10 protein-coding genes and 1 pseudogene are annotated in these 26,175 nt (G+C 46.2%); 2 read left to right on the top strand and 9 right to left on the bottom strand.

The genetic code is table 11. The annotated features are described in order from the left end of the window. Window positions 1-313 precede the first annotated feature (313 nt). Genes QMK20_RS14325 through QMK20_RS14345 form a run of 5 tightly spaced genes read right to left on the bottom strand, consistent with a single transcriptional unit; the run spans window position 314 to window position 17,862 of the window. On the bottom strand, window positions 314-1,579 hold the full coding sequence (locus tag QMK20_RS14325; protein ID WP_283652152.1) for an MFS transporter: 1,266 nt from the start codon (window positions 1,577-1,579) through the stop codon (window positions 314-316). Between the two features lie 12 nt (window positions 1,580-1,591). Next, window positions 1,592-10,690: a non-ribosomal peptide synthetase gene (locus QMK20_RS14330; protein ID WP_283652153.1), complete on the bottom strand. Its 9,099-nt coding sequence runs from the start codon at window positions 10,688-10,690 to the stop codon at window positions 1,592-1,594. Then, window positions 10,690-14,871 carry an amino acid adenylation domain-containing protein gene (locus tag QMK20_RS14335; RefSeq protein ID WP_283652154.1) on the bottom strand — a complete coding sequence of 1,394 codons (4,182 nt, stop codon included), beginning with the start codon at window positions 14,869-14,871 and terminating at the stop codon, window positions 10,690-10,692. Before QMK20_RS14335 ends, QMK20_RS14330 begins: the two co-directional genes overlap by 1 nt. Continuing rightward, a complete protein-coding gene (locus QMK20_RS14340) occupies window positions 14,837-15,187 on the bottom strand; it encodes a condensation domain-containing protein (RefSeq protein WP_283652155.1) in 351 nt (116 codons plus the stop codon). The genes QMK20_RS14335 and QMK20_RS14340 overlap by 35 nt, the downstream gene beginning before the upstream one ends. 35 nt (window positions 15,188-15,222) lie before the next feature. Continuing rightward, a complete protein-coding gene (locus QMK20_RS14345) occupies window positions 15,223-17,862 on the bottom strand; it encodes a condensation domain-containing protein (protein WP_283652156.1) in 2,640 nt (879 codons plus the stop codon). A 1,090-nt stretch (window positions 17,863-18,952) separates the two neighbouring features. Between QMK20_RS14345 and QMK20_RS14350 the strand changes: the two genes are divergently transcribed. Next, window positions 18,953-19,816: a class I SAM-dependent methyltransferase gene (locus tag QMK20_RS14350; RefSeq protein ID WP_014281993.1), complete on the top strand. Its 864-nt coding sequence runs from the start codon at window positions 18,953-18,955 to the stop codon at window positions 19,814-19,816. 8 nt (window positions 19,817-19,824) lie between these two features. After that, window positions 19,825-20,571: an RluA family pseudouridine synthase gene (locus QMK20_RS14355; protein ID WP_283652157.1), complete on the top strand. Its 747-nt coding sequence runs from the start codon at window positions 19,825-19,827 to the stop codon at window positions 20,569-20,571. Between the two features lie 95 nt (window positions 20,572-20,666). Here the strand turns inward: QMK20_RS14355 and QMK20_RS14360 are convergent, their stop codons facing one another. From QMK20_RS14360 to gyrA, 4 genes and pseudogenes are all read right to left on the bottom strand, one after another. Beyond that, on the bottom strand, window positions 20,667-22,169 hold the full coding sequence (locus tag QMK20_RS14360; RefSeq protein WP_283652158.1) for a DHA2 family efflux MFS transporter permease subunit: 1,503 nt from the start codon (window positions 22,167-22,169) through the stop codon (window positions 20,667-20,669). Then, entirely contained in the window at window positions 22,153-22,638 is a 486-nt protein-coding gene (locus QMK20_RS14365) for a MarR family winged helix-turn-helix transcriptional regulator (RefSeq protein ID WP_283652159.1), read from the bottom strand. Before QMK20_RS14365 ends, QMK20_RS14360 begins: the two co-directional genes overlap by 17 nt. Window positions 22,639-22,945: 307 nt before the next feature. Then, window positions 22,946-23,416 carry a MarR family winged helix-turn-helix transcriptional regulator gene (locus tag QMK20_RS14370; protein WP_283652160.1) on the bottom strand — a complete coding sequence of 157 codons (471 nt, stop codon included), beginning with the start codon at window positions 23,414-23,416 and terminating at the stop codon, window positions 22,946-22,948. Between the two features lie 275 nt (window positions 23,417-23,691). Next, a pseudogene (gene gyrA, locus QMK20_RS14375) lies at window positions 23,692-26,153 on the bottom strand (DNA gyrase subunit A). Window positions 26,154-26,175: the final 22 nt, after the last annotated feature.

Consider the following 26,175-nt stretch of genomic DNA (forward strand, 5'->3'; position numbering starts at 1 on the left):
CGTACAATATAATATTTTTATCAATATTATGATGAAAAATGATTAGTTGTACGTACAAGTGGGATTGACTTCATTTTAATATGGAAGCGCTCTAATTACAAGTGTATTCGGCAAAAAAATATTTTTTATCTGGAAACTGAGCACTTCTCCTAGGTTAATGTCCTAAGCATCTTAGTAAACAAGCACGTAAGCCCTAATAGTCATGACATATCAAACAATGCCAAGCCCTATAATTAGGACTTGGCATTGTTGTGAGAAAATTCCCACACAAAGTTGATCATCTATTTTACATGAAAAACAGACATTAAAACTTTTAACTTACTTCATTTGTTGCATGAGGATGCCCCAACCCACCTGCCTTCTCTAATGGAATTTCAAACTGACGAACTGTCTTGATAAAGAACATGATTAGTCCAGACAATACGGTAATCAGGGCGCTGAAAAACAAGACCTCAGGCAGTGAGAATCGCAAAGCTAACGCGCCGCCAATCAGAGCTCCCAGCGGAAGGGCCGCATTCGAGAGGGTATTCGTAAAGGCGATCACACGTCCTAACAGCGGTAAGGGAGTAATAATTTGGATCAAAGACATTTGCAATACATTAATTATACCTGTAAAAGCACCTATTAGGAGAGCCGCCAGTAGTTTCATCCACATCTGGGGCATCACAGAAAACAGGAAAATGGCAAGTCCTGTAGCTACCCATGCAGCTGCAATGGTAAGACCGTTCCTTTTAAGCACATTTACCAGAAAAGAACCTACAAAAATGCCGATGAAATAAGAAATATACAGCAAACTGTAATAGATTGGCGAACCGTAATCGACAGCAATGGAGGGCATAGTAATAATCAGAAAAGCCATTGAAAAGTTGGCAAGAGCAAAGAATGGCAACATAATTCGCAAAAAGGTGTGGCGTTTTACAAAGGTATATCCTTCTTTCAGTTCTCTCCAATAGTGCCCTAATGTTAGCGAGCCCTCGCTATGTGTCCCTTCCGTTGAATGAGTGTCGAGCTGTTTGCTGAGTCTAATATATACGACACCTGCAAGGAACAGCATACCGCTGGCCAGTAAAAAGGTGTTTTGCATACCCATAGCGATAATGAGCGAAGCTCCAGCCAAATAACCAACGATATTAATGATCTGGTCCGACGATGAAATCATAGAGTTCGCCCTAATAATTAAATCTGGTACACGAACAAGTTGAGGCAGCATTTTACTGTTAGCAGGATAGAACAGCATGGAGAAGCAAGACGCTATAAAAACGATCGCGAGGATAATTATCAAATTGGTCATCCCGTCTCGAATAAGAAACGGGACAATCGAAATTAGAATCGCCTGCGCAAACAAAGCAATGCTGGCCAAGCGTGCGGGTGAATAGCGATCTACGAGTGGGCCAACAAAAAAGCTGAAAATAGATGCTGTAGATACCGCCGCATACGTGAAGCTGGTAAATGCCACTGACTGCGTCGATTGCTGAACAAAATATAACAACACAATGGAATAAATGCTATCCGCTATATTTGCCACCGTACGTGAAGCAAAAAAGCGGACAAACCGATTGTCTTTGAATAAATGATTCACGTTTTCAGCTCCCTACTGCCGTATGGCTAGGTCAGAAATAATCTTATCGTTAGCAGCTTGCAATATTCGATAGATATCCTCATGTTTCTCTTCATATGGTAGGCGCAGGAATATTTGAAGTACTGCTCCAGTATGGGCAGCTTCAAAGAAAATCACTTCTTCTCCGTCAACTAAGGTTGTACTTCTGTTTAAGGTGCTCAACATCTTCGAGGCCTCTTGCATTTCTCCCAGGTAATTGAACACGATTGGTAATTGTCCAAGTCCCTTTTTTAGCATACTGCTTGCTTGCGGATAGATAGGCTCCATTTCTTCATTAAAAATTAAATTAAAGAAGTTTAAATGATGATTTGCAGCAACGCTTAATTGTTTTTTGATCACCGCATGATAAGATGGCATTTCTTCCTTATGGAGTAACACGGGAATATGATCAATGTATTCTCCCACGGATTCAAAGTAATTCCGATCCCCATACTGTCTTCCATACTGCGTTAACCATAACGGAATTTCTGATTTTTGGAAATAAATACTAAAAAATCGGAATGCCATTTGGAGCGAAATCTCCCATAGGTTTACAGAATCATTCTGCATTGAAATACTCGGTAGTGTTATATCCCATTGATACGTTGTCATTTGTCCATATTTGAATTCCCGGGTCAGCTTATAAATTTGACTTGTATTCTCAACAAATGACTGGAGCTTATATTGCTCAACAATTTGCTGATCACTCATCCCCTGTGGTCCTTGACGGATATGTTTGACATAGTCCATATAATGGAATACCTCTGCTGTATGCTCCAGTTGTGGATCCTCATATTCTTCAAGTAACTGACTCTCCAAAATCATGCTACTCGTGCCATCGAAAATAATGTGTGAGCACGGCAGAAGCAATAAGTGTTCCCGCAAATTCAAGCGAATCAACGCAATTCGGTATTGCAAAGATTTCGTCTGCTCATACGGTTCAAAATAAAGATGCGACATGATAGACGAAAGGAGCTTGCGCTGGGTTGGTATCGGATATGCCGATAGATCCACCATAGGTAAAGATAAGTTCTCCGGGATTGATCGGACTTCCCAAGCCCAACCCCCATCCGATTGAATCAATACGCTACGCAGTAATTCATGCCTGCGCATGAGCTGCTGAACAGCTGTGGACAGACGTTGCTTATCTACATAGTGATTCAGATGAATCACCGTGCCAGAAGAAGCAGGATGCTGCAAATGATAATGTTGAGCAGGTGCCGGTGGAAACTGTCCGATCGCCTCTGAGCTTAGCAAACTACCATTCCAAGTTGCATTCATTTCATCAATTATTGAAATAAATTCCATTGATTGAGAGTGAAGAACGTCTTCCTGTTCATCATCTGTTATTGTAATCATCGTGAGCAGAGCTTCAATCGACTGGCCTGCATCCTCTCCACCCATAGGCACAATGTAATGCGGATGCAGGTCAGGATGTACATGAGACGGAATGAAAGCAACGATCTTATCAACCTGATCTGCTCGAAATGGATGTACTTGTAGAAACAGATAGTCTTGCTCATCAACCGACACAAATTGAAGCAAAGCTTGTACATCAAAAGTGTTGCTAATCCACTGTTCAGCTTCCGTGATACTGGAAATCCATGATGTGTTATGGTGTGTGTCACAACGTTCAGCTTGCAACAAATCAGACAAACCACGAATAGTTTGATGTTGTAATACCTGATGGATTCCTAGATAGATACCTTTTTCCTGTGCTTTAGAGACAAGCAGTATAGCCTTTAGAGATTGACCTCCGAGTTCAAAAAAGTTATTGTCAATGCCTACCTTTTCCGCACCAAGCACCGTTTGCCAAAGCTCAACAAGTTGTTGTTCTAATGCATTTCTCGGGGCAACGTATTCTTCATTCCAACTACCTGTCCCTTTCGGTAAGGGTAGCGCTTTGCGGTCGATTTTCCCATTTGGGGTCAGGGGCATATACTGCAACTGCATAAGGTATGAAGGAACCATGTAATTGGGTAAATTTTTCAGCAACGTGTTGCGCAGTTCGCTTACACTTACTTCACGTTCTGCCACATAGTATGCGACCAGTTGGTCTGGCCCCTGTTCATCCGTACTTGCCAGCACAATGACCTCTTGTACAGACTCCATTTTCAAAATTTGCGCCTCGACCTCGCCCAATTCAATTCGATACCCTCGGATTTTTACCTGATGGTCGATCCGGCCCAAATACTCAATGTTGCCATCCGGCATCCATCTTGCCAAGTCACCCGTTCGGTACATCCGTTCATAACTTGCTTCTCCGCTACTAAACGGATTTTTCACGAATTTTTCAGCAGTCAACTCCGGACGATCCAGATAACCCCGCGCTAACCCCGGACCGGATACGCACAGTTCACCTGGTACACCCACCGGCGCTAGACGACCATGCGCATCCACCATGTACACGCGATGATTCGGTATAGGACGCCCGATTGTAATCAGATCCTCAGCTCGCGGATCTTCAGACACGGACCATACCGATGTCGCGACCGAGTTTTCTGTTGGACCGTAAGCATTGTAATACGCCACTTTCTCCTTCCACTTAAGCACCAGCTCTATTGAGGCTGCTGAGCCTGCTGTGACCAAAATGCGTAAGTCTGGCATACGTGCTGGTTCCAGATACACCGTATAGGTAGGTGGGAGTGTGGCCACTGTAATTCGATGTTCCGACATGTACTTCTCAAACCACTCATAATTCAAAATCGTCTCTTGTGTCGGTACGTACAATGTCGCTCCACTGAATAGCCCCTGGAAGATTTCCCAGCAGGATGCATCAAACGAATAGCTGGCGAATAACAACACATGATCTGATGAGATAATCTGTAGCGTTTGATCAAAATACGTTTTCAGATTGGACAATCCTCGGTGTTCCAGCATAACTCCTTTCGGCTGTCCCGTGGTTCCCGATGTATAAATAACATACGCGAGGTTATTTGAACCACTTACCGAATCTAGGTTTGAACCATCCTTGTGATATATGGATGTTTTCCCATTCAGGACCAGCACCTGACCCTCAAACATCCCTTTTTCCACCAGATGACTTTGCGTCAACAGCAGTTTTGTTCCGGAATCTTCCAGCATGTATTGGATTCGCTCCTGCGGATACGTCGGATCAATTGGCACATAAGCCCCACCAGCCTTGAGCACTGCCAATATGCTTACGATCATCTCAATAGAACGTTCAACAAGTAAACCAATTCGCTGATCTGACTGCACTCCATAAGATCGCAGCGTTCTTGCCAATTGATTGGCGCGCTTATTCAGCTCACGGTAGGTCAACTGCTCTCCTTCGAAATACAAGGCGATCTGCTCTGGCGTCTGCAACACTTGCGCTTCAAACAAACCGTGAATCGTCTGCTCGTGCGCGTACTCTGCTGCCGTATCTCCCCAAATCGCCAGAATTTGTTCGCGCTCCTGCTCCGTCACAATGTCCAACTCGCGCACTCGAATGTCCGGTTTCGCCACCACTTGCTCCAGCAGCTGTACTAGATGGCCCTGAATTTGTTCTACACTCGTACGGTCAAACACCAATGCATTGTAGCTAAAGCTCATTTGGATCGTTTTTCCTGGCAACACCGCCAGATTAAAGTCGTCGGTCGTTGACTTGGCTACCTTTGCTGTCCATAGGCTGAGGTCGAATTCTTCACCATCACTCATATGCTCCACTTCTTCCTCGACCAGAACATCTGCAAAAATCACGCTATGATTGATCCAATCCTGAATGAGCTCAGATAGCCCCTGATTCTCATGGGGTGGATATGTGGCATGCACACGTGCATACTTGAGTAACTTTTCGTTTTGCTTCATTAATTCTGTGAACAAACTGTTTTCTCCGCCTTGGATACGCACAGGCATCGTGTTTATAAATGCCCCCGTCACTGCTTCTGTATTTGCCATATCAGCCGCCTGACCTACTAAATGTACGCTGCCGAACACAACGTCCTCAGTTCCGTTATATCTTTGCAGTAAAATCCCCCATGCCGCCTGTAGTAACGTACTGACCGATACCTCTTCCTGCTCGGCGATTCGTCGTATTCCGGCGGTCAGCTCCATACCCAGATCCAGGTTTACATACTCCGCCTGATATGTTGTCTGATTCTGCTTTTTAGCCTGCGGTAAATGGGCTTGTTCCTCGTACCCGGCCAGATAGTTGCTCCAGTAGCGTAATGCTTTTTGGCGTTCTTGATGCTCTTTCAGAACAGGCACCGTTTCTTCCGTTGTGACCCATTCCAGCTCTCCAAGTGATAGATCCGGGTTCACCACAACAGTCTCCACCAATCGTACAAAGTGGCGCGTCATCTGCTCTACTGTTTCCCGCTGATATAGCGATGTCGCATACTCTAATCCGAACTGAATACCCGCTTCTCCCTCACTGGCTTCCAGCGTCAAATCAAACTTTGCCGGGGCTTGCTCCATCCCATATGGACGGAAGCTCAGGTCAGCCAGCTTCAACTCGTTTTGCTCCGTGTTTTGCAACACAAACATCGTATCAAACAGCGGATTGCGGCTCATGTCACGCTTCACCTTCAGCTTGTCCACCAGTTCCTCAAATGGATAGTCTTGATGCTCATACGCCTTCAATGCATGTTTCTTCACATTCTCCACATAGCTACGGAATGTTTGCCCTGCGGTTGGGTAATTACGCATAGCCAGCGTCCCAACGAACATTCCAATGACTGGCTCCAGATCCGCATGCGGTCGGCCGGCTATCGGGCTACCTACAATAATATCCTCCTGCCCGGTGTACTGATGCAGCAATGCTGTATAGGCTGCCAACAGCACCATGTACAGCGTCGAGCCTGTTTCGGCCGCCAGCTCTTTCAGGCGCTGGCTGACCTTCCCGTCCAATTCGAATTCCACTGTAGCCCCTGCTGTACTTCGCACCTCTGGACGAGCAAAATCAGTCGCCAGGTTCAAGACGGGTAACTCACCATCAAAGGTGTCTAGCCAATACGCTTCCTGACGTTTTATCCACGCTTGCTGCGCTTCATTCTGCTGCCATACAGCATAATCCTTGTATTGAATTCGTAGCGGAGACAGCTCCTCACCGCTGTACAGACGTACAAACTCGTCGGTCAGCCCCCCTGCTGATACACCGTCCGAAATAATATGATGCATATCCAGCATTAAGAAATGCTGAGCTTCTTGCTTTGTTCCATGTTCCCCAAGGTCCAATAAAGCCACCCTCAGCAGCGGAGCCGTTTCTAAGTTGAATGAGCGCACAAAAGCTTGAATCCGCTCTTGGACTTTCTGGTTTACAGCCTGCGCGTGTGCTACATCGCGGGGGTCACCTTCTACCCGTATTTTCGCATATTCTACTTCGAACGACACCCCGTCCTCAATAAGCTGTACAGGCTCGTTCCCTATCATTTCAAAGCGGGTACGCAAGGATGCATGTCGTTCAATTAATTGACAAAACACCTCTTCCACACGCTCCACATTAAGCGGTCCACTTACCTGAAGCACAGCCGGCATATTATAGTTCACATTGTTCGATTCCAATTGTTGGAGCACATACATCCGTTTCTGTGCCGAGGACAGCGGATAGAACGAGCGCTCTTCTGCCAACGGAATGGACGCGTATGCCAGCTGATCCAAACCGTCCATCACTTCCGCCAACTGCTCAATTGTTGGAGCTTCAAAAATGCTGCGCAGTGGAAGCGACTTATTCAGTTCTTTATGAATTTTCGAAACCAGCGTCGTCGCTCGCAGAGAATGCCCACCTATTTCAAAGAAGTTATCTTTCACACTGACCTGCGCTAGATCTAAAATTTCCTTCCAGATCATCGCTAACTTCGATTCTACCCACGTCCTAGGTGCAATATGTTCTATTCCATCTTGCAATTTGCCCTCTGGTGCTGGCAGTGCCTTCCGATCAATTTTGCCGTTCGGGGTCAGCGGGATGTGCTCTAGTTGTACAAAGTACGTAGGCACCATGTAGTTTGGAAGCTCTTTAGCCAGCAAGCTACGTAATTCACTTGAGCTGACTTCCCGCTCCGCCACATAATAGGCGACCAGTTGGTTTTCTCCCTGCTTGTCCTCATGAGCCAGCACGACGGCCTTTTGCACATCTTCCATTTTCAAGATTTGTGATTCAACCTCGCCAAGCTCAATTCTGAACCCGCGAACCTTCACCTGATGATCAATACGTCCAATAAATTCCAGACTACCATCTGGATTCCAGCGAGCAAGATCCCCCGTTCTGTACATTCGTGTCCCCGGTGAAAACGGGTTGTTCACAAACTTCTCCGCTGTCAGATCCTCCCGATTCCAATACCCACGCGCGAGGCCTTCCCCTCCGATACATAATTCGCCAGGAATACCAACCGGCTGCAATCGACCCTGCGTATTAATGATGTATATTTGCGTGTTAGCGATGGGACGTCCAATATCAATCCGGTTCGCAGTCGTCAATTCTTGCACTGTCGACCAAACCGTCGTTTCCGTCGGACCATACATGTTATAAATACGCAGTCCGTTAATAGATTGCAGTCTGTTTAGAAGCTTCGGAGAAATTGCCTCTCCCCCGACTAAAACCTCCTGTACACCTTGTAGCGCATGAGCGCCTTCATCATGATCAAGTAGCATTTGCAGCCGGGACGGCGTCATTTGCAGCATATCGATATGATGAGTGGCGATCAACTCCCCAAGCTCCTGTGGGTCTGTCTGATGACGACGGTCACCAATTACAACTGTCATCCCACTAAGCAATGGCAGGATTGTTTCCAGCACGAAGATATCAAAGGAAATCGTCGTTAGCGATAAAATTGTTTTGTCTGCTGCGATGTCAAAGACTCCTTGCATCCCTGTTATAAAGTTCAGAACCGACCGATGCTGAAGCATGACCCCTTTCGGATTACCAGTCGAGCCTGACGTATAGATTACGTAAGCTAGGTGATCTGGCTGAGCGATTACTTCCAGATTCGTTGTTTCCCCTTGGTACAACTCTTCATCTTCAACAAAATAAGTGTTAGCACTATAGCTATGTCCTTCAACCAGATCACGGGAAGTTAAAAGTACAGTAGCTCCACTGTCTCCAAGCACATATTCAATTCTAGCTGACGGATATTCAGGATCAATCGGCACATAAGCACCGCCTGCTTTAAGTACAGCCAGCAGACCGATCATCATCTCTGCCGAGCGCTGTACCATCAAGCCTACCAATTTGTCGGGTCCCACCCCTTGCGTTCGAAGCACCCGTGCCAGCGAGTTGGCGCGCTCGTTCAGCTCGCGGTAGGTCAACTGCTCTCCTTCGAAATACAAGGCTACCTTCTCTGGCGTCTGTAGCACTTGCACTTCGAACAAATCGTGAACCGTCTGCTCGCGCGGAAACTCCATTGCCGTATTTCCCCATACCCTCAGGATTTGCTCGCGTTCCTGGGACGTCACGATATCCAGCTCATTGATCTGAATATTTGGGTTCGTCACCACTTGCTCAAGCAGTTGTACCAAGTGGCCTTGAATTTGCTTTACACTCGCGCGATCAAACGCCAGTGCATTGTATCCAAAGCTCATTTGGATCGTTTTACCTGATAACACCGCCAGATTAAAGTTGTCGTTCGTTGACTTGGCTACCTTTGCTGTCCATAGGCTGAGATCGAATTCTTCACCATCACTCATATGCTCCACTTCTTCCTCGACCAGAACATCTGCAAAAATGACGCTATGGTTGATCCAATCCTGAATGAGCTCAGATAGCCCCTGAATCTCATGGGATGGATACGTGGCATGCAAACGTGCATACTTGAGTAACTTTTCGTTTTGCTTCATTAATTCTGCGAACAAACTGTTTTCTCCGCCTTGGATACGCACAGGCATCGTGTTTATGAATGCCCCTGTCACTGCTTCTGTATTTGCCATATCAGCCGCCTGACCTACTAAATGTACGCTGCCGAACACGACGTCCTCAGTTCCGTTATATCTTTGCAGTAAAATCCCCCATGCCGTCTGTAGTAACGTACTGACCGATACCTCTTCCTGCTCGGCGATTCGTCGTATTCCGGCGGTCAGCTCCATACCCAGATCCAGGTTTACATACTCCGCCTGATATGTTGTCTGATTCTGCTTTTTAGCCTGCGGTAAATGGGCTTGTTCCTCGTACCCGGCCAGATAGTTGCTCCAGTAGCGTAATGCTTTTTGGCGTTCTTGATGCTCTTTCAGAACAGGCACCGTTTCTTCCGTTGTGACCCATTCCAGCTCTCCAAGTGATAGATCCGGGTTCACCACAACAGTCTCCACCAATCGTACAAAGTGGCGCGTCATCTGCTCTACTGTTTCCCGCTGATATAGCGATGTCGCATACTCTAATCCGAACTGAATACCCGCTTCTCCCTCACTGGCTTCCAGCGTCAAATCAAACTTTGCCGGGGCTTGCTCCATCCCATATGGACGGAAGCTCAGGTCAGCCAGCTTCAACTCGTTTTGCTCCGTGTTTTGCAACACAAACATCGTATCAAACAGCGGATTGCGGCTCATGTCACGCTTCACCTTCAGCTTGTCCACCAGTTCCTCAAATGGATAGTCTTGATGCTCATACGCCTTCAATGCATGTTTCTTCACATTCTCCACATAGCTACGGAATGTTTGCCCTGCGGTTGGGTAATTACGCATAGCCAGCGTCCCAACGAACATTCCAATGACTGGCTCCAGATCCGCATGCGGTCGGCCGGCTATCGGGCTACCTACAATAATATCCTCCTGCCCGGTGTACTGATGCAGCAATGCTGTATAGGCTGCCAACAGCACCATGTACAGCGTCGAGCCTGTTTCGGCCGCCAGCTCTTTCAGGCGCTGGCTGACCTTCCCGTCCAATTCGAATTCCACTGTAGCCCCTGCTGTACTTCGCACCTCTGGACGAGCAAAATCAGTCGCTAGGTTCAAAACGGGTATCTCACCATCAAAGGTGTTCAGCCAATACGCTTCCTGTTGCTTTAACCAGCCCTGCTGCACTCCATTTTGCTGCCATACGGCATAGTCTCTATATTGTATCCGTAATGGAGATAACTTTTCATCGTTGTACAAGCGGACTAATTCATTGGCCAAAATATTGGTTGATACGCCATCCGAAATAATATGGTGCATGTCCAGCATCAACAGATACTGCGGTACTTTTTTTCTCCTTGTACGCCCAAATCCAATAATCCCACTCGTAGCAGCGGAGCGGATTGTAAATCAAACGGACGCACAAAAGAACGAATACGTTTTTTTATGTTCGCACCTACAGCAAGCAAATCCTTTAAGGCACGATTTTCTAGTAATTTGCTATATTCGACCTCGAACAATACAGTATCGTGAATCCGCTGCATCGGCTTGTTGTCCACCATTTCAAAACTAGTACGGAGGGTGGCATGACGTGAGATCAACTGATGAAACACTTCTTCTAACCTTTTAACATTGAGGGGTCCACTCACCTGGAACGCAGCGTACATATTGTAATTCACATCGTTAGGATCAAGTTGTTGCAGCACATACATCCGTTTTTGTGCCGAGGACAACGGATAAAAGTCACGTTCTTCCGTTACCGAAACCGACACATACGCCACCTGATTGAGATCTTTAAGCACTACCGCCAGTTGTTCAATTGTCGGCGCTTCAAAAATAACTCGTAATGAGATAGATTTGTTAAGTTCTTTGTGAATCTTTGAAACCAGCGTCATCGCACGTAGAGAATGTCCGCCGATCTCAAAAAAGTTATCTTTAACACCAATTTTATCCAATCCAAGCACATATTGCCATATTTTTACCAACTTCGATTCCGCCTCCGTACGCGGCTCAGCATAATCTGCTCCGCTTTGCAGGCTGTCTTCCGGTGCTGGCAGTGACTTCCGATCAATTTTTCCGTTCGAGGTCAGCGGAATATGCTCCAACTGTACGAAGTATGCAGGCACCATATAATTTGGAAGTTCCTTAGCTAGCAAGCTGCGCAATTCACCCGCATCCACATCTTGTTCAGCTACATAATAGGCAACCAGTTGGTTTTGTCCTTGATTGTCTTCATGGACTAATACGACGACCTCTTGCACATCAGCCACCTTCATCAGGTTGGTCTCAACTTCACCCAATTCAATCCGATAACCCCGAATTTTCACCTGATGATCAACCCGGCCCAAATACTCTATATTCCCATCTGGTAGCCAGCGTGCTAAATCGCCCGTCCGATACATCCGTTCATAGTTCGCTTCACCACCAGCAAACGGATTTGGCACAAATTTTTCAACCGTCAGCTCTGGTCGGTTCAGATACCCTCGGGCTACGCCAACACCGCTGATACATAGCTCACCGAGTACCCCTATTGGTTGAAGCTTCCCATGCTCGTTCAGAATATATGCGCGCGTATTGTGAATAGGTTTACCCAAATTTACTGCTATTTCTGGTTCACACACGGAAGCCAGTACATCAATGGTTGTTTCCGTCGGTCCATAATGATTATTCAGAATGTATCCTTTGCTCACTATTTTTTCCTTTAATGAATCTTCCAACCGTTCTCCACCGCAGATTAACGTATCTAAGCAAGGTATTTTGGCATCTTCAGATAAAAATGCTCTCATCAGAGCCGGTGGAATGTCTAGTACCCTGATATTATGAGTCTTAATATATTCGGTCAGTAGCTGCTTACTCAGCAGCGTTGCACGCCGGATACAATGCAGCTTGCCCCCATGCAGCAACGTCCCAAAGATCTGCTCAATACTTGGATCAAATGTATATTCTGCCGTCAGGATCATATCAAGTCCACCACTTATTGCGTAACGTTCCGAAAACCAGCTCACCGTATTAATTGCACTACGATGGTTGACCATGACCCCTTTCGGCTGTCCAGTCGTTCCTGAGGTATATAGTACGTATATCAGATGATCCACCCTGTCTGTGGACATCATCAAATTAGAGCCATCTGCACAATATATTCTGGAATCATCCAGTTCAAGAGTAATCCCGTTAAATGATATTCGTTCAGTAAATGCCCGTTGTGTCAGTACAATCTGCGCATCGAAGTCCTCCAACATATAATGGATACGTTCTGCTGGATATTCCGGGTCTATCGGTACATAAGCACCACCTGCTTTGAGAACTGCCAGTATACCAACGATCATCTCAATAGATCGTTCCACAAGTAGTCCAATTCGCTGCTCTGGCTGTACACCATAAGAACGGAGTGTTCTTGCCAATTGATTGGCGCGCTCATTCAACTCACGGTATGTCAGTTGTTCACCCTCAAAAAATAAGGCTACCTGTTCTGGCGTTTGCAAGACTTGCGCTTCGAACAAACCTTGAATTGTTTGCTCGCTTGGATATTCCACCGCCGTATTTCCCCAAACATCCAAAATTTGCTCGCGCTCCTGTTCCGTCACAATATCCAGTTCATTCACCAGGATATCCGGGTTTAGCACCACTTGCTTCAGCAGTTGCATCAAATGTCCCTGAATTTGCTCCATATGTTCGTGATCAAATACCAGGGCGTTATAAATAGCTCTCATTTGTATCGTTTTTCCCGGCACTACAACCAGATTAAAGTCATAATTTGTCTGCTTTATCCAATCGATTTCGTCAATACAATAGCGATCCTCATCGCTATCACCCAGTTGCTGAATTTCTTTCTCTACTGATACACGATCAAAAATAAGGATGTGATTAATTAAATCGTGATTTTGCTCTGACATCGCCTCAATTTCTTCGAGTGAATACACTTTATGGGCAAGGTTGGCCATAAAAAGCATTTGTTGTTGCTTGATCTCTTCCAAAAATCGACTATTATGACTAGTTCTAATGCGCACAGGTACAGTATTTATTTGCAGATCGAGGGCTTGCTCTTCATTCCGTACCACAGATGTGCTTTCTAAAGCCACACTACCAAACACTACATCATCCGTACTGTTATATTTTTGCAGCAGAAGTCCCCACACCGTTTGCACCAGTATTTGGATGGTTACCTCATATTCCTGAGCAATCCGTTGCAGCCCGCCCATCATGTCTGCATCCAAATGAAAGTCATGATGTTCGGTCTGACGACTCCATGTCTTATTCATTCGAGCCTGCGGTAAGCGAGATTGACCCTCGTACTCCTTCAAATACGCTCTCCAGTAATTCAAAGCGGCATTATGATCTTTGTAATCTGAATAATCAATATGTCTACTTTTGGCAAGTGTATTAAGTGTAGACATTTCATTTAACCTTGATAAAATCAACTGTTCTTCATTATCAGACAAAATATTCATGTCAGCCAGTCGTAATCTACTATCCTGGGTGATTGTCTCCAAAATCTTTATATAATGCTCTGCCAACTTCCTGATTGTCTCTGGCTTAAATAACTTAGTAGCATATTCCCAAACAAGGGTCACTCGATCTTGTTCTTCAGTCACAAGCAATGAAAAATCGACCTGGGCTACGCCAACATTATATTCCTCCGGTTTAAATTGGACCCCCTCGACCTCCAAAGTGTTCATCCCGACATTTTGCAAACTGAACATCGTATCGAACACAGGATTTCGGCTGACATCACGAACCAGTTCAAGTTGATCTACCAGTTCATCAAATGGATATTCCTGATGCTCCAGTGCCAACAATGTGCTTTGCTTGACCTCCTGTAAAAAGGACTGGAACGTCAGTGTCGAATGCGGGTAATTGCGGAGCGCCAGTGTATTGACGAACATCCCGATCATCGCTTGCGTATCCACATGTTCTCTTCCAGCCACAGGCGAACCTACAATGATATCTTCTTGACCCGAATACTTGGCCAGCAACACGTTATACGCTGCTAAAAGCACCATGAAAAGCGTTGATTCGGTATTTTGGGCTAGTTGGTATAAGGATTTTGCCAACTTTCCATCCAATGTGACCGTCAAACTATCCCCTTCAAAACTTTGTGTCTGCGGTCGCGAAAAGTCTGTAGGCATTTGCAGAACGGGAAGCTCTCCATTCAAAGCCCCTAACCAATAGGGTCTATGCTCCTTCCATTTACTGCTAGTGATTTGCTGCTGCTTCCAAGCCACAAAGTCCTTGTAATGAAGCTGAATGTCAGCAAGCTCTCTGCCCTGATAACGCCGGATGATCTCATCCATCATAATGGTCATAGAAAAACCGTCCGCAATGATGTGATGCATATCCATCAGGAGCATAAAACCGCCCTGAATAAATTCGAACAGTTTAATGCGGAGCAAAGGAGCTTTATCCAAGTAAAAGGGCCGAATAAACGAGATTCGGGCCTGCGCTGCCTCTTCTTGCGGAATCCGTGAGAACGGTATTTCAAACGTCATCGTGTCCCGGATTTTTTTGTACAATCTCCCCAGCCTGCAGTTCAAAATATGTCCGGAAGGACTCATGTCTTAAAATAACTTCCCTAGCAGCTTCAATAAACTTTGAAACTACCAAGTCTCCTTCTATGAGGAGCTGACCTGAAATATGGTAGGCTGTTCCGCCACCCAATTGATCCAGTGCGTACATCCTTTTTTGGGCTGAAGACACCGGGTAAAAAGGCTCGGAAGTCACAGGAACAATCGATTCATATGTTTGCTGCTGCCCTCCGACAATAAATGCAGAAAGTTCGGCAATCGTTTGCAAATCGAAAATGCGGCTGAGCGGGATATGTACACCCAACTCCTTGTTCACTTTGGACAAGATGACGGTCGCTTTTAATGAATCCCCCCCAATTGGAAAAAGGATTCATGACGGTTAACTTCGGACACATTCAAAACGTCCTTCCAAATAGTCGTCAGCTTCTCCTCAGCGGCATGTACCTCAGAACCAACATCCTTTGCTGCATTAACACTTGCATCTCCCACTTCTAGCAGCGCCTGCAGATCCGGCTCTCCATTTGCTAAGAGAGGAATACGATCCATCTTAATGCACCAACGAGGCCGCGTATAATCCGGAAGGAGTCTATTCACAGCTTGCTTCAGCTCGGATTCTTCCCAAGGCTTTGAAGCGGCTGCCACAACATAGGCGGTTAAATGCAATACTTCACCGGCTTCATTCGTTTGCGGGGTAATCAAGCAATCACTTAGTTGGAAAGTTTGCAGCAAGTGTTTCTCCAGTTGTTCCAAATTCACTTGATGTCCGCGGATGCAGATGCTTCGGTCCAAATGACCGATATGTAAAAGCTTCGCTCCACCTTCCACGTAAGCCCATTCCCGGGTCGTTCCCAAAATTCCGTTGACTGCCGATGCCTGATAGACCTCCCCTGCTGTTCCGACAGGTGCTGGTTGCTTGTATGCATCAAGCACGCAAGGATAAATACCGTTAGAATCGACGTAATCAGTCCATGTAGCCCGAAGCCGCTCCTGTCCCACAACATCAAGTAAAGAAATCGAGGATACACGAATTTCCTCATTCTCCACAATTAAATGCAGCAGGTGAAGGAAGTATTCTGACCACGTTTTAACGATATTTTCTTGAAAAATATCTGTATTATAGTCAAAGTCAAGACGCAACTGCTTCTGTATCTCCGTAACGTTCAAAAACAGCTCGTATTTACTGAAAGATATTTCGTTTTCAAGCACTTCTACATCCAATTGGTGGAAGTAAAAACGAGGAATCGGCCGATCCATATTAAACACAACGTTCATTACTGGCAAATATTTTAATCCTAATGGGGCCAGTCCGGCAAAGCTGTATTTCTGGTAGGCTTCCAACTCATTCATCCGGTGTTTGACCGTTTGGGCAAATGAATTAAATGAAACGTCAGAACACACTTCGCTAATGACCGGAAGCATATTCACACAGTTACCAATCAGCGAAAAAGCATCCATTTGCGCTTGTCCTGCTGTCGGTACGCTTACCATCACTTCTTTTTGGCCTGTCAGGCGATGCAGAAAAAGCTGAAATGCAGATAAAAGGGTGATGAATAAACTGTTTCCAAGTTTGATACTTACGTTTCTCAGCCGTTGAACTAACGGTGCCTCCAGAACCAAAGTATGTCTGCTTCCTTGGGAAGATGGCATCTGCAGCCCACGCACCGGAGAAGGTAAATCTAGCACAGGCAGAGACCTCTTTAGTACAGCCGACCAAAACGTAACAGCCTCCTCTCCTCCAGACCTCAACTGATCATGCTGCCAAACAGCATAGTTCCGAAATGATACCGGATCGGGTAGAGTAACAGCTTCATTGCGGACTAACGCGGAATAGATGTGCTCTAACTCCCGCATGAACACTCCCATCGACCAGCCGTCCGCAATCAAATGGTGGAAGGTAAATACACCAATGTGCTCTACGACTGATATTTTCAGCAATTGAACACGGAATAATGGCGTATAAGGTATTAATGGGAACGGAATTGTGCTATCCTTGGCCAGCCAATTTCGGACGTGATGTTCCTGTTCATCTGGCGAGTAGTCGCTAAAATCATGCAATGGAACGCTAATCTTCATTGCAGATGTAATCACTTGTGTCTCTCCATCATCATTCATAAAGGTACGCAAAGCTTCGTGGCGGTTCACGATGGTATGAACTGCCTCGGTAAAAGCTTCAGGCTGAAGCGGGCCACAAAAACGTAGCAAAGCGGTTTCATGTAAAGATTGTGAGTCATTTCGTTCTGAAACCGTAGCGAACCAAAGCTGCTTTTGATCCGGGGTCAGTGCAATAACAGTTTCCTGAGCGCCCAATGTCTCCGTTTCCGGAGGCATGGATACAGCTAAAGCTTGCTTTTCCAGACCTGGGCCGCTTCCGTTCGACGGCAGGTCGGGTAGGAAGGCTCCTTTACGAAGGTCACTTACGCTGTCCTTAACTGCTTGTACGATCTTTGCACTGTCTTCCTCGGGGTGATATACAGTGGTAGTGTTCACATGTGCTATGGTATGATCCCGCATCACCTCAAGCTGATGTGACATTAAATGAAGCTGTTGCTCCAAAATGCGTTCTAAGCCCACAGGCGCAGACATCGAAAGGTTCTGTTTTTCATACGTTTGTAACACATAAGGGGCCGTATGTTCTATCTCATTACCTGGGATCTCCACAGGACTTTCTACCACCTTCTGATTCGTAGACTCAATGGGGATAACTACTCTTTCTCCCACATGATTTGTCAACAATTCCAACGTAGTTAGCGTATCAAAAAACTCATTCATAGGTATGTCAAATCCAAACGCATCCTTGATGCTATGACGGACTTGAGATAGAGTAATGGAATCCAGCCCTAGCTCTAAAAAATGCGTTTGTGGCTCTATTTCATCTTCGTTAAGTTGGGTCACATTTCCAATTATCTTGACTAGTTTTTGTCTAACATGGGCTTTGTGCTGGTTAAGGGCTGATTCTGTCGCGGAATACTTGTTCGCCATATTTATATACTCCTTTATCGCTGAGTTTTTAGAAGCTCGTCTGGCATCTCGTAAATAAATGAGACAATCTTGTATGCTCAATTGGACGTAAAAAATTTCATATCGCGAATTTTTTCCCCCTATTCAAAGCATCCTACATACCTTCGATAAAATTCAGTAACACACCCGATCCGGCTTTCTGACAAGAAACACCCGTATTCGAAGCTTGCGCCTTGGAGAGTCCGATATATACGCCAACCTTCCAAATTGTGAACGTTCATCGGTCTATGAACACATGATAAAGCTCTGGCTAATTGAGCTCACCTCCATCCGAAATTATACGAACACTTGACAATTCATGGTTAGCTGCTGCTTAGAATTTAAAATATTCGAAAAAAATTTGTTAGACGAAGCGACCTCACTTTTTTACCAACCCCAAATACAACGGTCGTTCAAAGACTCCCCACGCCTGTTCAACTGTTATGAATGTTTTTTCTTTATCAAACACCTTTCATTCGACAAGAAGGTGGCAAAACAAAAATATTTTCACAATTCGAGCGTTAACGTGGATATGTACGGAAATCGTTATTACTGACAGTAGAAGAATCATTTTAATAAAAAACAAGCTTTAAAAAGGAATAGAATGATGGAATAGCATTTCGTGGTGTGAGTAAAATATTGTGTGATCTTGGAAGTGGGTAAAACTGGAAGTATAGTGAAACCTTATATTTACAGCTAAAGATTTCAGTATCATAGATAAAATTGATAACATAACGTCGAGGTAGGACAGGATGTTTTGTTTAATAAATAAACGTAACATATAACTATTTATTTACATGATAAAATATAAATTCGAAAAATGTCAATGATTTTTAAATTCCTTCAACATAAATAATTTGGAAAATAAACAATTCTGCTTCATAACACTTTTCGCATCTCAAAAGTCGCCATAAAGCGACAAAAAATGCTAGGATCTATAACGCTCAATGCCAACGTCTCCATGGAATCATTCGATTGTTGCTAAGGTTTGTTGTACAATAGACTCCATATGGGGATTTTTGCGCAGAGGACTGCCGGAATCCTGAATTGACTGCTGAAGGATGGATTGTACATGTATGTAGCACAAGAATGGAAAGATTATGAAGTAGTAGATACAGGCGGCGGTGAAAAGCTGGAGCGTTGGGGCGATATTGTCCTGCGGCGGCCTGATCCGCAAATTATATGGCCGTTGTCCCAGGAAACAGCCGAGTGGCGCGATGTTCATGGACATTACCACCGCAGTTCCTCTGGGGGCGGTAGCTGGGATATGAAAAAGCCTACTCCCGAGCGTTGGACGATCAGCTACGGGCCGCTTAAATTCCACATTAAACCGACCAGCTTCAAGCATACTGGTCTTTTTCCGGAGCAAGCAGCGAACTGGAGCTGGATGATGGATAAAATTAAAGGCGCTGGCAGACCGATTTCGGTACTGAACCTGTTCGCCTACACTGGGGGAGCCACTACTGCCGCTGCGTATGCCGGGGCCAGTGTAGTTCACGTGGACGCCGCCAAGGGCATGGTACAGTGGGCGAAGGAGAACGTGCAATTGTCCGGCTTGGCCGACCGTCCGGTACGCTTCATTACGGACGATGTGTTCAAATTCGTGCAACGTGAACAACGCCGGGGAAACCGATATGATGCGATCATTATGGACCCTCCTTCCTACGGGCGCGGACCAAACGGTGAAACGTGGAAGCTGGAAGAAAGCCTGTATCCGTTTCTGGAATCCTGCATGAGCATCATTTCCGATCAACCATTGTTCATGCTAATTAACTCCTATACCACAGGGATTTCGCCTACCGTACTGCGCAACATGCTGAGTATGACGATGCAACAAAAGTACGGCGGTCAAATCAGCGCTGGTGAAATCGGATTGCCGATTACCCGCTCGGGGCTGAATCTGCCTTGTGGTATTCTCGGACGCTGGGAGGCTTAATTCCCCCTATGACTCCAGATGAACTTACCCAGCACGGGCATGCCCAGCCGAATATCCCTGTTCTATATGAGGACAACCATGTTCTGGCTGTTGTAAAGCCTGTCAACGTTCCGACCCAAGAGGACGCCAGCGGTGATCCTGATCTGCTGTCTTTACTCAAGGAAGACCTCAAAATCAGACACGATAAGCCTGGTAATGTCTTTTTAGGACTGGTTCACAGACTGGATCGGCCTGTAGGCGGTGCCATGATCTTTGCCAAGACGTCCAAAGCTGCTTCCCGGCTGTCTGAGTCGGTTCGAGGTCGTAGTTTCCGCAAGATGTATGTAGCGGTTCTAAACGGTGTCCCCACGGCCTTACAAGGCCGTCTGACCCATCACCTGCTAAAGGACAGCCGCACTAACACTGTTCAGGTGGTTCGTCCCGGCACAGCTGGCTCCAAGGAGGCTATTTTGGAGTACCGCGTGCTTGGACAAGCAGATGGGCTCAGTCTTGTACAAATTGAGCTACACACCGGACGCTCGCATCAGATTCGTGTACAAATGCAGGCTATCAGCTGTCCTCTATACGGGGATCAAAAATACGGTGGCAGCCTGAGCCGCCCAGGTCAACAATTGGCGCTCTGGTCCCTGCTTGCCGGAGCACCGCATCCGGTTAGCAAGGAGAACATGAGCTTCCACTCGTTCCCTCCAGCCCAATTCCCATGGAGTGAGTGGCCTAAATCGCTTTATGAAAGCATGATCGAAGCTGAGAATTGAGCAGGCATATACAAAAAGAACCCGTAACGCATGTAATCAAACAAACATGCATTACGGGCTTTTTTTTGTTAAAAATCTGAAAGTCCTCCCGTCCCTTATGACGAGGAGACCACAGACTGCCCTTTCTTACTGTTCACCAACTGCTGACGGGGCCGAGCGTTTTGAGCATTCGTATTCTTGATGAAAAACGCCAAAATCAGGGCCGTCACACTCAACAGCGTCGCAATGATAAAGGCTGAGTTGATACCGTAAATCGTAGCCTGATTGCCTGCTGCCAGCATCTCTGCTTTATCTGTAACAGATAATCCCTCAGATGCAACAATATTCGTCAGACGGTTGCTGCTTTGAGTCGACATCACCGTCACCAGAATTGCCGTCCCGATTGAACCGGAAATCATACGCAGTGTATTACTCATTGCCGTACCATGCGCATTCAATCGTTGTGGAAGCTGGTTCAACCCGGCCGTTTGGATCGGCATCATCAGCAATGACATCCCGAACATCCGAACCGTATAATTAGCCAGCAGTGTCATATAGGTCGTTGTTTCGGTCAAGCGTGTGAACTCCCAAGTGGTCACAGCCATGATCAACAATCCAATCACAGACAACCAGCGCGCTCCGATCCGGTCAAAAATAGCCCCGGTTACAGGAGACATGAACCCCATCAGAATTGCCCCCGGCAACATCAGCATACCGGACTCAATCGGTGAAAAGCCGCGAATATTTTGCAAATAAATCGGCAGTAATATCATACCGGCGTACAAAGCCATCGTCACAATGACATTAATGATTGTCGTCAAGCTATACACATCATATTTGAAGATACGGAACTCCAGCATAGGTTCATCAACCTTCAGCTGGCGAACAATAAACAGAATCAGCGCGATCGTCCCAACAATAAGCGTAGACAGGACCGGAATACTTCCCCAGCCCGATGTTCCTGCATCACTAAAGCCATATAACAGACCACCGAAACCAAGCGTAGACAAAATGATGCCGGGAATGTCCAACTTAGGCTTGGACTGCTCCGTTACATTTTTCAGAAAAATAAATCCGATCGCAATCGAAATCACTGAAATCGGCAGGATGATCCAGAACAGTACCCGCCAGTCGTAATGCTGGACTATATAACCGGATAAGGTTGGTCCAATGGCTGGAGCAAAACCCATCGCAATCCCCAGTGTTCCCATTGCGCGGCCACGACGCTCAATTGGGTAGATGTTCAAGATAACGACCATCATTAAAGGCATCATAATCCCCGCACCCGCGGCCTGAATGAGACGTCCGATCAGCAATATGCTAAAACTCGGCGCAATAGCGCACAACAGCGTGCCGATTGAAAAGATAATCATTGCACTAATAAACAATTTACGAGTGGAAAAACGCGCAATCAAAAATGCGGTCACCGGGATCAATACCCCGTTCACGAGCATAAAGCCCGTACTAAGCCACTGAGCCACATTGGTATCTACATTCAGATCATTCATCATTTTCGGTAAAGCCACACTTATCAACGTCTGGTTTAAAATCGCAACAAACGCGCCAATCAACAGAGCGGCCACAATGGGTGCTCTGCGTACATTACCTGGTAGTGTCATTTGAGGACTGCTCAAGTTGATTCATTCCCTTCGGTGTCAATTTCATTATCATTTGTTTATGGATATCCAGGACCATGTCCAGATGCTCCTTCGGGATGTCCAGAATGGGCAAGACGCGCTCCATCCACATGGCGTCTACTTTTTGCATGATGTCTTTTCCTTCCGGCGTAAGCGTCAGCACTAAGGATCTGCGATCATGCTCATGCCGTCCACGAGCGATATATCCTGCCTTGGTCAAGCGGTCAACCACCCCGCTCATGGAGCTACACCCCATATGGGCTATGTCTGCCAGCTCAGTTAACCCGATATTGGGTCGTTTATTCAGAATCGCCAAAGCCATATGCTGAACGGCTGTCAGATCCAAATGCTGCTCCTCATTCCAGAAGGCATAAAATATCGTTTTGTTAACCTCCCTTATCGACTGAATAATCCGGTACACCTCAAGTTTGTCTTCCTCTCTGTCACTCACTGGAGCCATCCTTCTTCCCATTACCCAATTCACATTCCATATACATAATCAAGCAACTATTCGCATACGAAATGTTATTTATGTATAACTAATTTTATCATGTTATATGTAAATGTCAACATTAACCCCTGTAACAGATATTAGGTATTGAAAAGGGCAGCTGAAACTTGCAGGATACAACAAGTCATTTAAAAAGGTGACAACAGCTACAGTATGTGTTTTTTCAGCACAAAAAACGCGGACATGTGTGGCCCTTTTGGGCAGCATTATCCGCGCATTTTTATTTAGAATATGAAAGAGGAGATGCTTACTCCGCTCGCTCTATTTGTTCCTTTACTCCCTTTGCCTCGTTTGCCGATGCAGAAGTTTTCGTTTTTGTGGTGATTTTACCTAACAAATAAACCAGCAGATTTTGATTATGCTGCGAAATGCGGTTTAGTGCAGAGCCCAGAAAATCATCCCTTATTTGCAATCCCCGTTCCGCTTCTTCTCTTCCTTGATCCGAAATGACAATCCATACGATTCTGCGATCCTTTACGTCTCTAAAGCGGGTGACCAGGCGATTCCGCTCCATCCGGTCTAGCAGCATCGTAACCGCCGCAGGTGTGGTTGCGAGATACGGGATCAGTTGAGACGGTTTCATGCGGCCGTATTCGTTCAGAACCTCCAGCACCGTAAGCTGGGCCTCAGTCAATGATGGAGCCAACTGCTGCTCCATATGAACCTTGTAATCCTTAGCCATTCTGGACCAGATTTTCGCAAATTCGGTCGTTTGCATTTTGCCTCACTCCTTTGAATAACAGGGTCAGTAAAAGCATCAAAGTTACCGTATGGGCCACCGTCCGGATTGTATTTCATCACATTAAATTTTCGCCATTCAGCCCCGGTTTCCTGCCGTTTTTGGAGCATCAATTGAAAAGGGGAAGGAAGTCTCACTTCGGTTTTGGAGGCTGGTCAAGGTTCGACAGCATGACGGCAAAAAGGTCCTCATTCGTGCCGGAATGGCACGAGAAGACCTCTCTTTTTCGAGCTAAAAAGCGCTTGACTTTCCTGTTATTCTATGGACTGGGAAGCCTGCGGCTCACTACGCGGCAGCACATTCACAATTTCGTCCTTCTTCTCCACAGGAGCCAGCAGCTTGCCTGTATCCTTGCGGTCGGTCAAAGGAGCTTTTTCCGAAAGGAAGGACATCGTCTGTCCATCTGCAGTGATCGCAAACAATTGAATAGCTTCACGGCAATAGAAGGCAGCCACAATCCGAGTTCCGTTCGAACGTACCCGTTTGCCTTCCTTGAATTCGAAGGTGGTGATTCCTTTACCGCCTCGTCCCTGAGCAGGATAATCCAGCAGAAGCGTACGCTTACCATAACCGGATTCGGTCAGCACCAGCACTTCTCCTTCATCCTCTTCCACCCACAGCGCTGCAACAATTTCATCGCCTTCCGCCAGCTGTATACCTTTGACACCAGCCGAGACGCGACCCATCGCATTAACCTCTTGCTCCTTGAAGCGTATGCTCATCCCAGCACGGGTAATCAACATAATATCCCGGGTGCCATCGCTTAGCGTTACCGATAATACTTCATCATCCCCTGCTACCTTGCAGGCTGCTACGGCACTGGAACGTTTCGTAGCATAGTCTTTCAGCTCTGTTCGCTTCACTTGACCCTTCTTCGTTACAAACACCAGACTTTTGCCGATTTCCTCCATGTTTTTGATAGGAATGACACTCACGATCCGATCATCCTTGGTTAGAGGAATGACGTTAACAATCGGAGTTCCTGGCTCTTTCCACTTATACTCTGGCACCTGATGCACAGGCAATAAGAAATATTGTCCGCGCTGAGTGAAGACGAGCAACACATCAAGTGTGTTGACATCAAGCAACTGAGTGACATAATCTCCTTCCTTAACGCCAGAAGCTGAGCGCGCCCCACCGGAACGGGTGAAGGACAGCATACCTGTACGCTTCACATAGCCGTCTTTGGAAAGAGTCAGCAATACATCCTCTGCCCCAACCATGACTTCCAGATTTACTTTAATCTCTTCAACCTCACCCTGTATGTCCGAACGGCGATCAATGCCGTACTTTTCACGAATTTCCAGCAGTTCCTTGCGAATCAAACTGATCAGCTTGCGATCACTTTCCAAAATAGAACGGTACTGTGTAATTTTTTTCTGGATTTCACTTAATTCCTTTTCCAGCGTAGTAATTTCCAAATTCGTGAGACGGTACAGCTGCAAGGTCAAAATAGAATCGGCCTGACGTTCGCTAAAGCCAAACATCCATTGCAAATTATTTTGCGCGTCCTGGCGGTTTTTGGAAGCTTTAATGGCCGCAATGACCTCATCCAGAATGTTCAGCGCCTTGACCAAACCTTCCAGCACATGGGCGCGATCCTCCGCCTTTTCCAGCTCAAACTGGATACGGTGTGTGACAACTTCACGTTGATGGGCGATATATGCTTCCAAAATGGACTTCAATCCAAGCTGATGCGGCGCTTTGTTCACAATGGCTACCATGTTGAAGTTGTATGCCACCTGAAGGTCGGTTTTTTCAGCAAATAGGCCAAAATCCCTTCCGCATCGGCTTCCTTCTTCAGTTCCACCACAATTCGCAGACCGTTCCGACCACTCTCGTCACGAACCTCGGCAATCCCTTCCACTTTTTTCTCCAGACGGATATTCTCCATGGCGGTTACGAGCCTTGATTTAACAATCTGGTATGGAATCTCCGTAATGACCAGTTGCTGCTTACCTCCGCGCAAAGACTGAATTTCCGTTTTGGAACGGATATAAATACGCCCTTTACCTGTGCGATAAGCGTCTTTAATGCCTTCGCCACCCATAATTAGTCCGCCAGTCGGGAAATCAGGACCTTTAATAAAGGTCATAATCTCTTCCAGCTCAATATCCGGCTTTTCCATCACAGCAATGCTGGCGTCAATGACCTCGCGTAAGCTGTGCGTCGGAATTTCAGTCGCAAATCCGGCCGAAATTCCGCTGGAGCCGTTTACTAGCAGATTCGGATAGCGGGAAGGTAGCACAACCGGCTCCTTTGCCGAGTTATCAAAGTTATCCTTGAACATAACCGTGCGTTTTTCGATATCACGCAGCATTTCCATCGCGATAGGAGACAGACGTGCCTCCGTGTACCGCATAGCGGCTGCCGGGTCATCGTCCTGGGAACCCCAGTTGCCGTGACCGTCCACCAGTACGTGACTCATTTTCCAAGGCTGCGCCATCCGCACCATACCATCGTAAATCGACGAGTCACCGTGGGGGTGATAATTACCCATCACATCCCCGACGGTTTTGGCAGATTTCCGATAAGCCTTATCCGGTGTGTTGCCGGAATCGTACATGGAGTACAGAATCCGGCGCTGTACTGGCTTTAACCCATCCCGCACATCGGGTATTGCCCGATCCTGAATAATATATTTGGAATATCGGCCAAAGCGGTCACCGACCACTTCCTCCAGAAAAGCTGGCAAAAATTGCTCCGATAAGCTCATGTATACACCTCATTTGATAGCA

Source organism: Paenibacillus sp. RC334 (assembly GCF_030034735.1).
GTDB classification, from domain to species: domain Bacteria; phylum Bacillota; class Bacilli; order Paenibacillales; family Paenibacillaceae; genus Paenibacillus; species Paenibacillus terrae_A.

Excerpts from the sequence above, each read along its gene's own strand:
- QMK20_RS14330 (WP_283652153.1), bottom strand. The coding sequence starts at position 10,690 with ATGCTGGACATGCACCATATTATTTCGGATGGCGTATCAACCAATATT.
- QMK20_RS14350 (WP_014281993.1), top strand. The coding sequence starts at position 18,953 with ATGTATGTAGCACAAGAATGGAAAGATTATGAAGTAGTAGATACAGGC.
- QMK20_RS14370 (WP_283652160.1), bottom strand. The coding sequence starts at position 23,416 with ATGCAAACGACCGAATTTGCGAAAATCTGGTCCAGAATGGCTAAGGAT.
- QMK20_RS14360 (WP_283652158.1), bottom strand. The coding sequence starts at position 22,169 with ATGACACTACCAGGTAATGTACGCAGAGCACCCATTGTGGCCGCTCTG.
- QMK20_RS14355 (WP_283652157.1), top strand. The coding sequence starts at position 19,825 with ATGACTCCAGATGAACTTACCCAGCACGGGCATGCCCAGCCGAATATC.
- QMK20_RS14345 (WP_283652156.1), bottom strand. The coding sequence starts at position 17,862 with ATGGCGAACAAGTATTCCGCGACAGAATCAGCCCTTAACCAGCACAAA.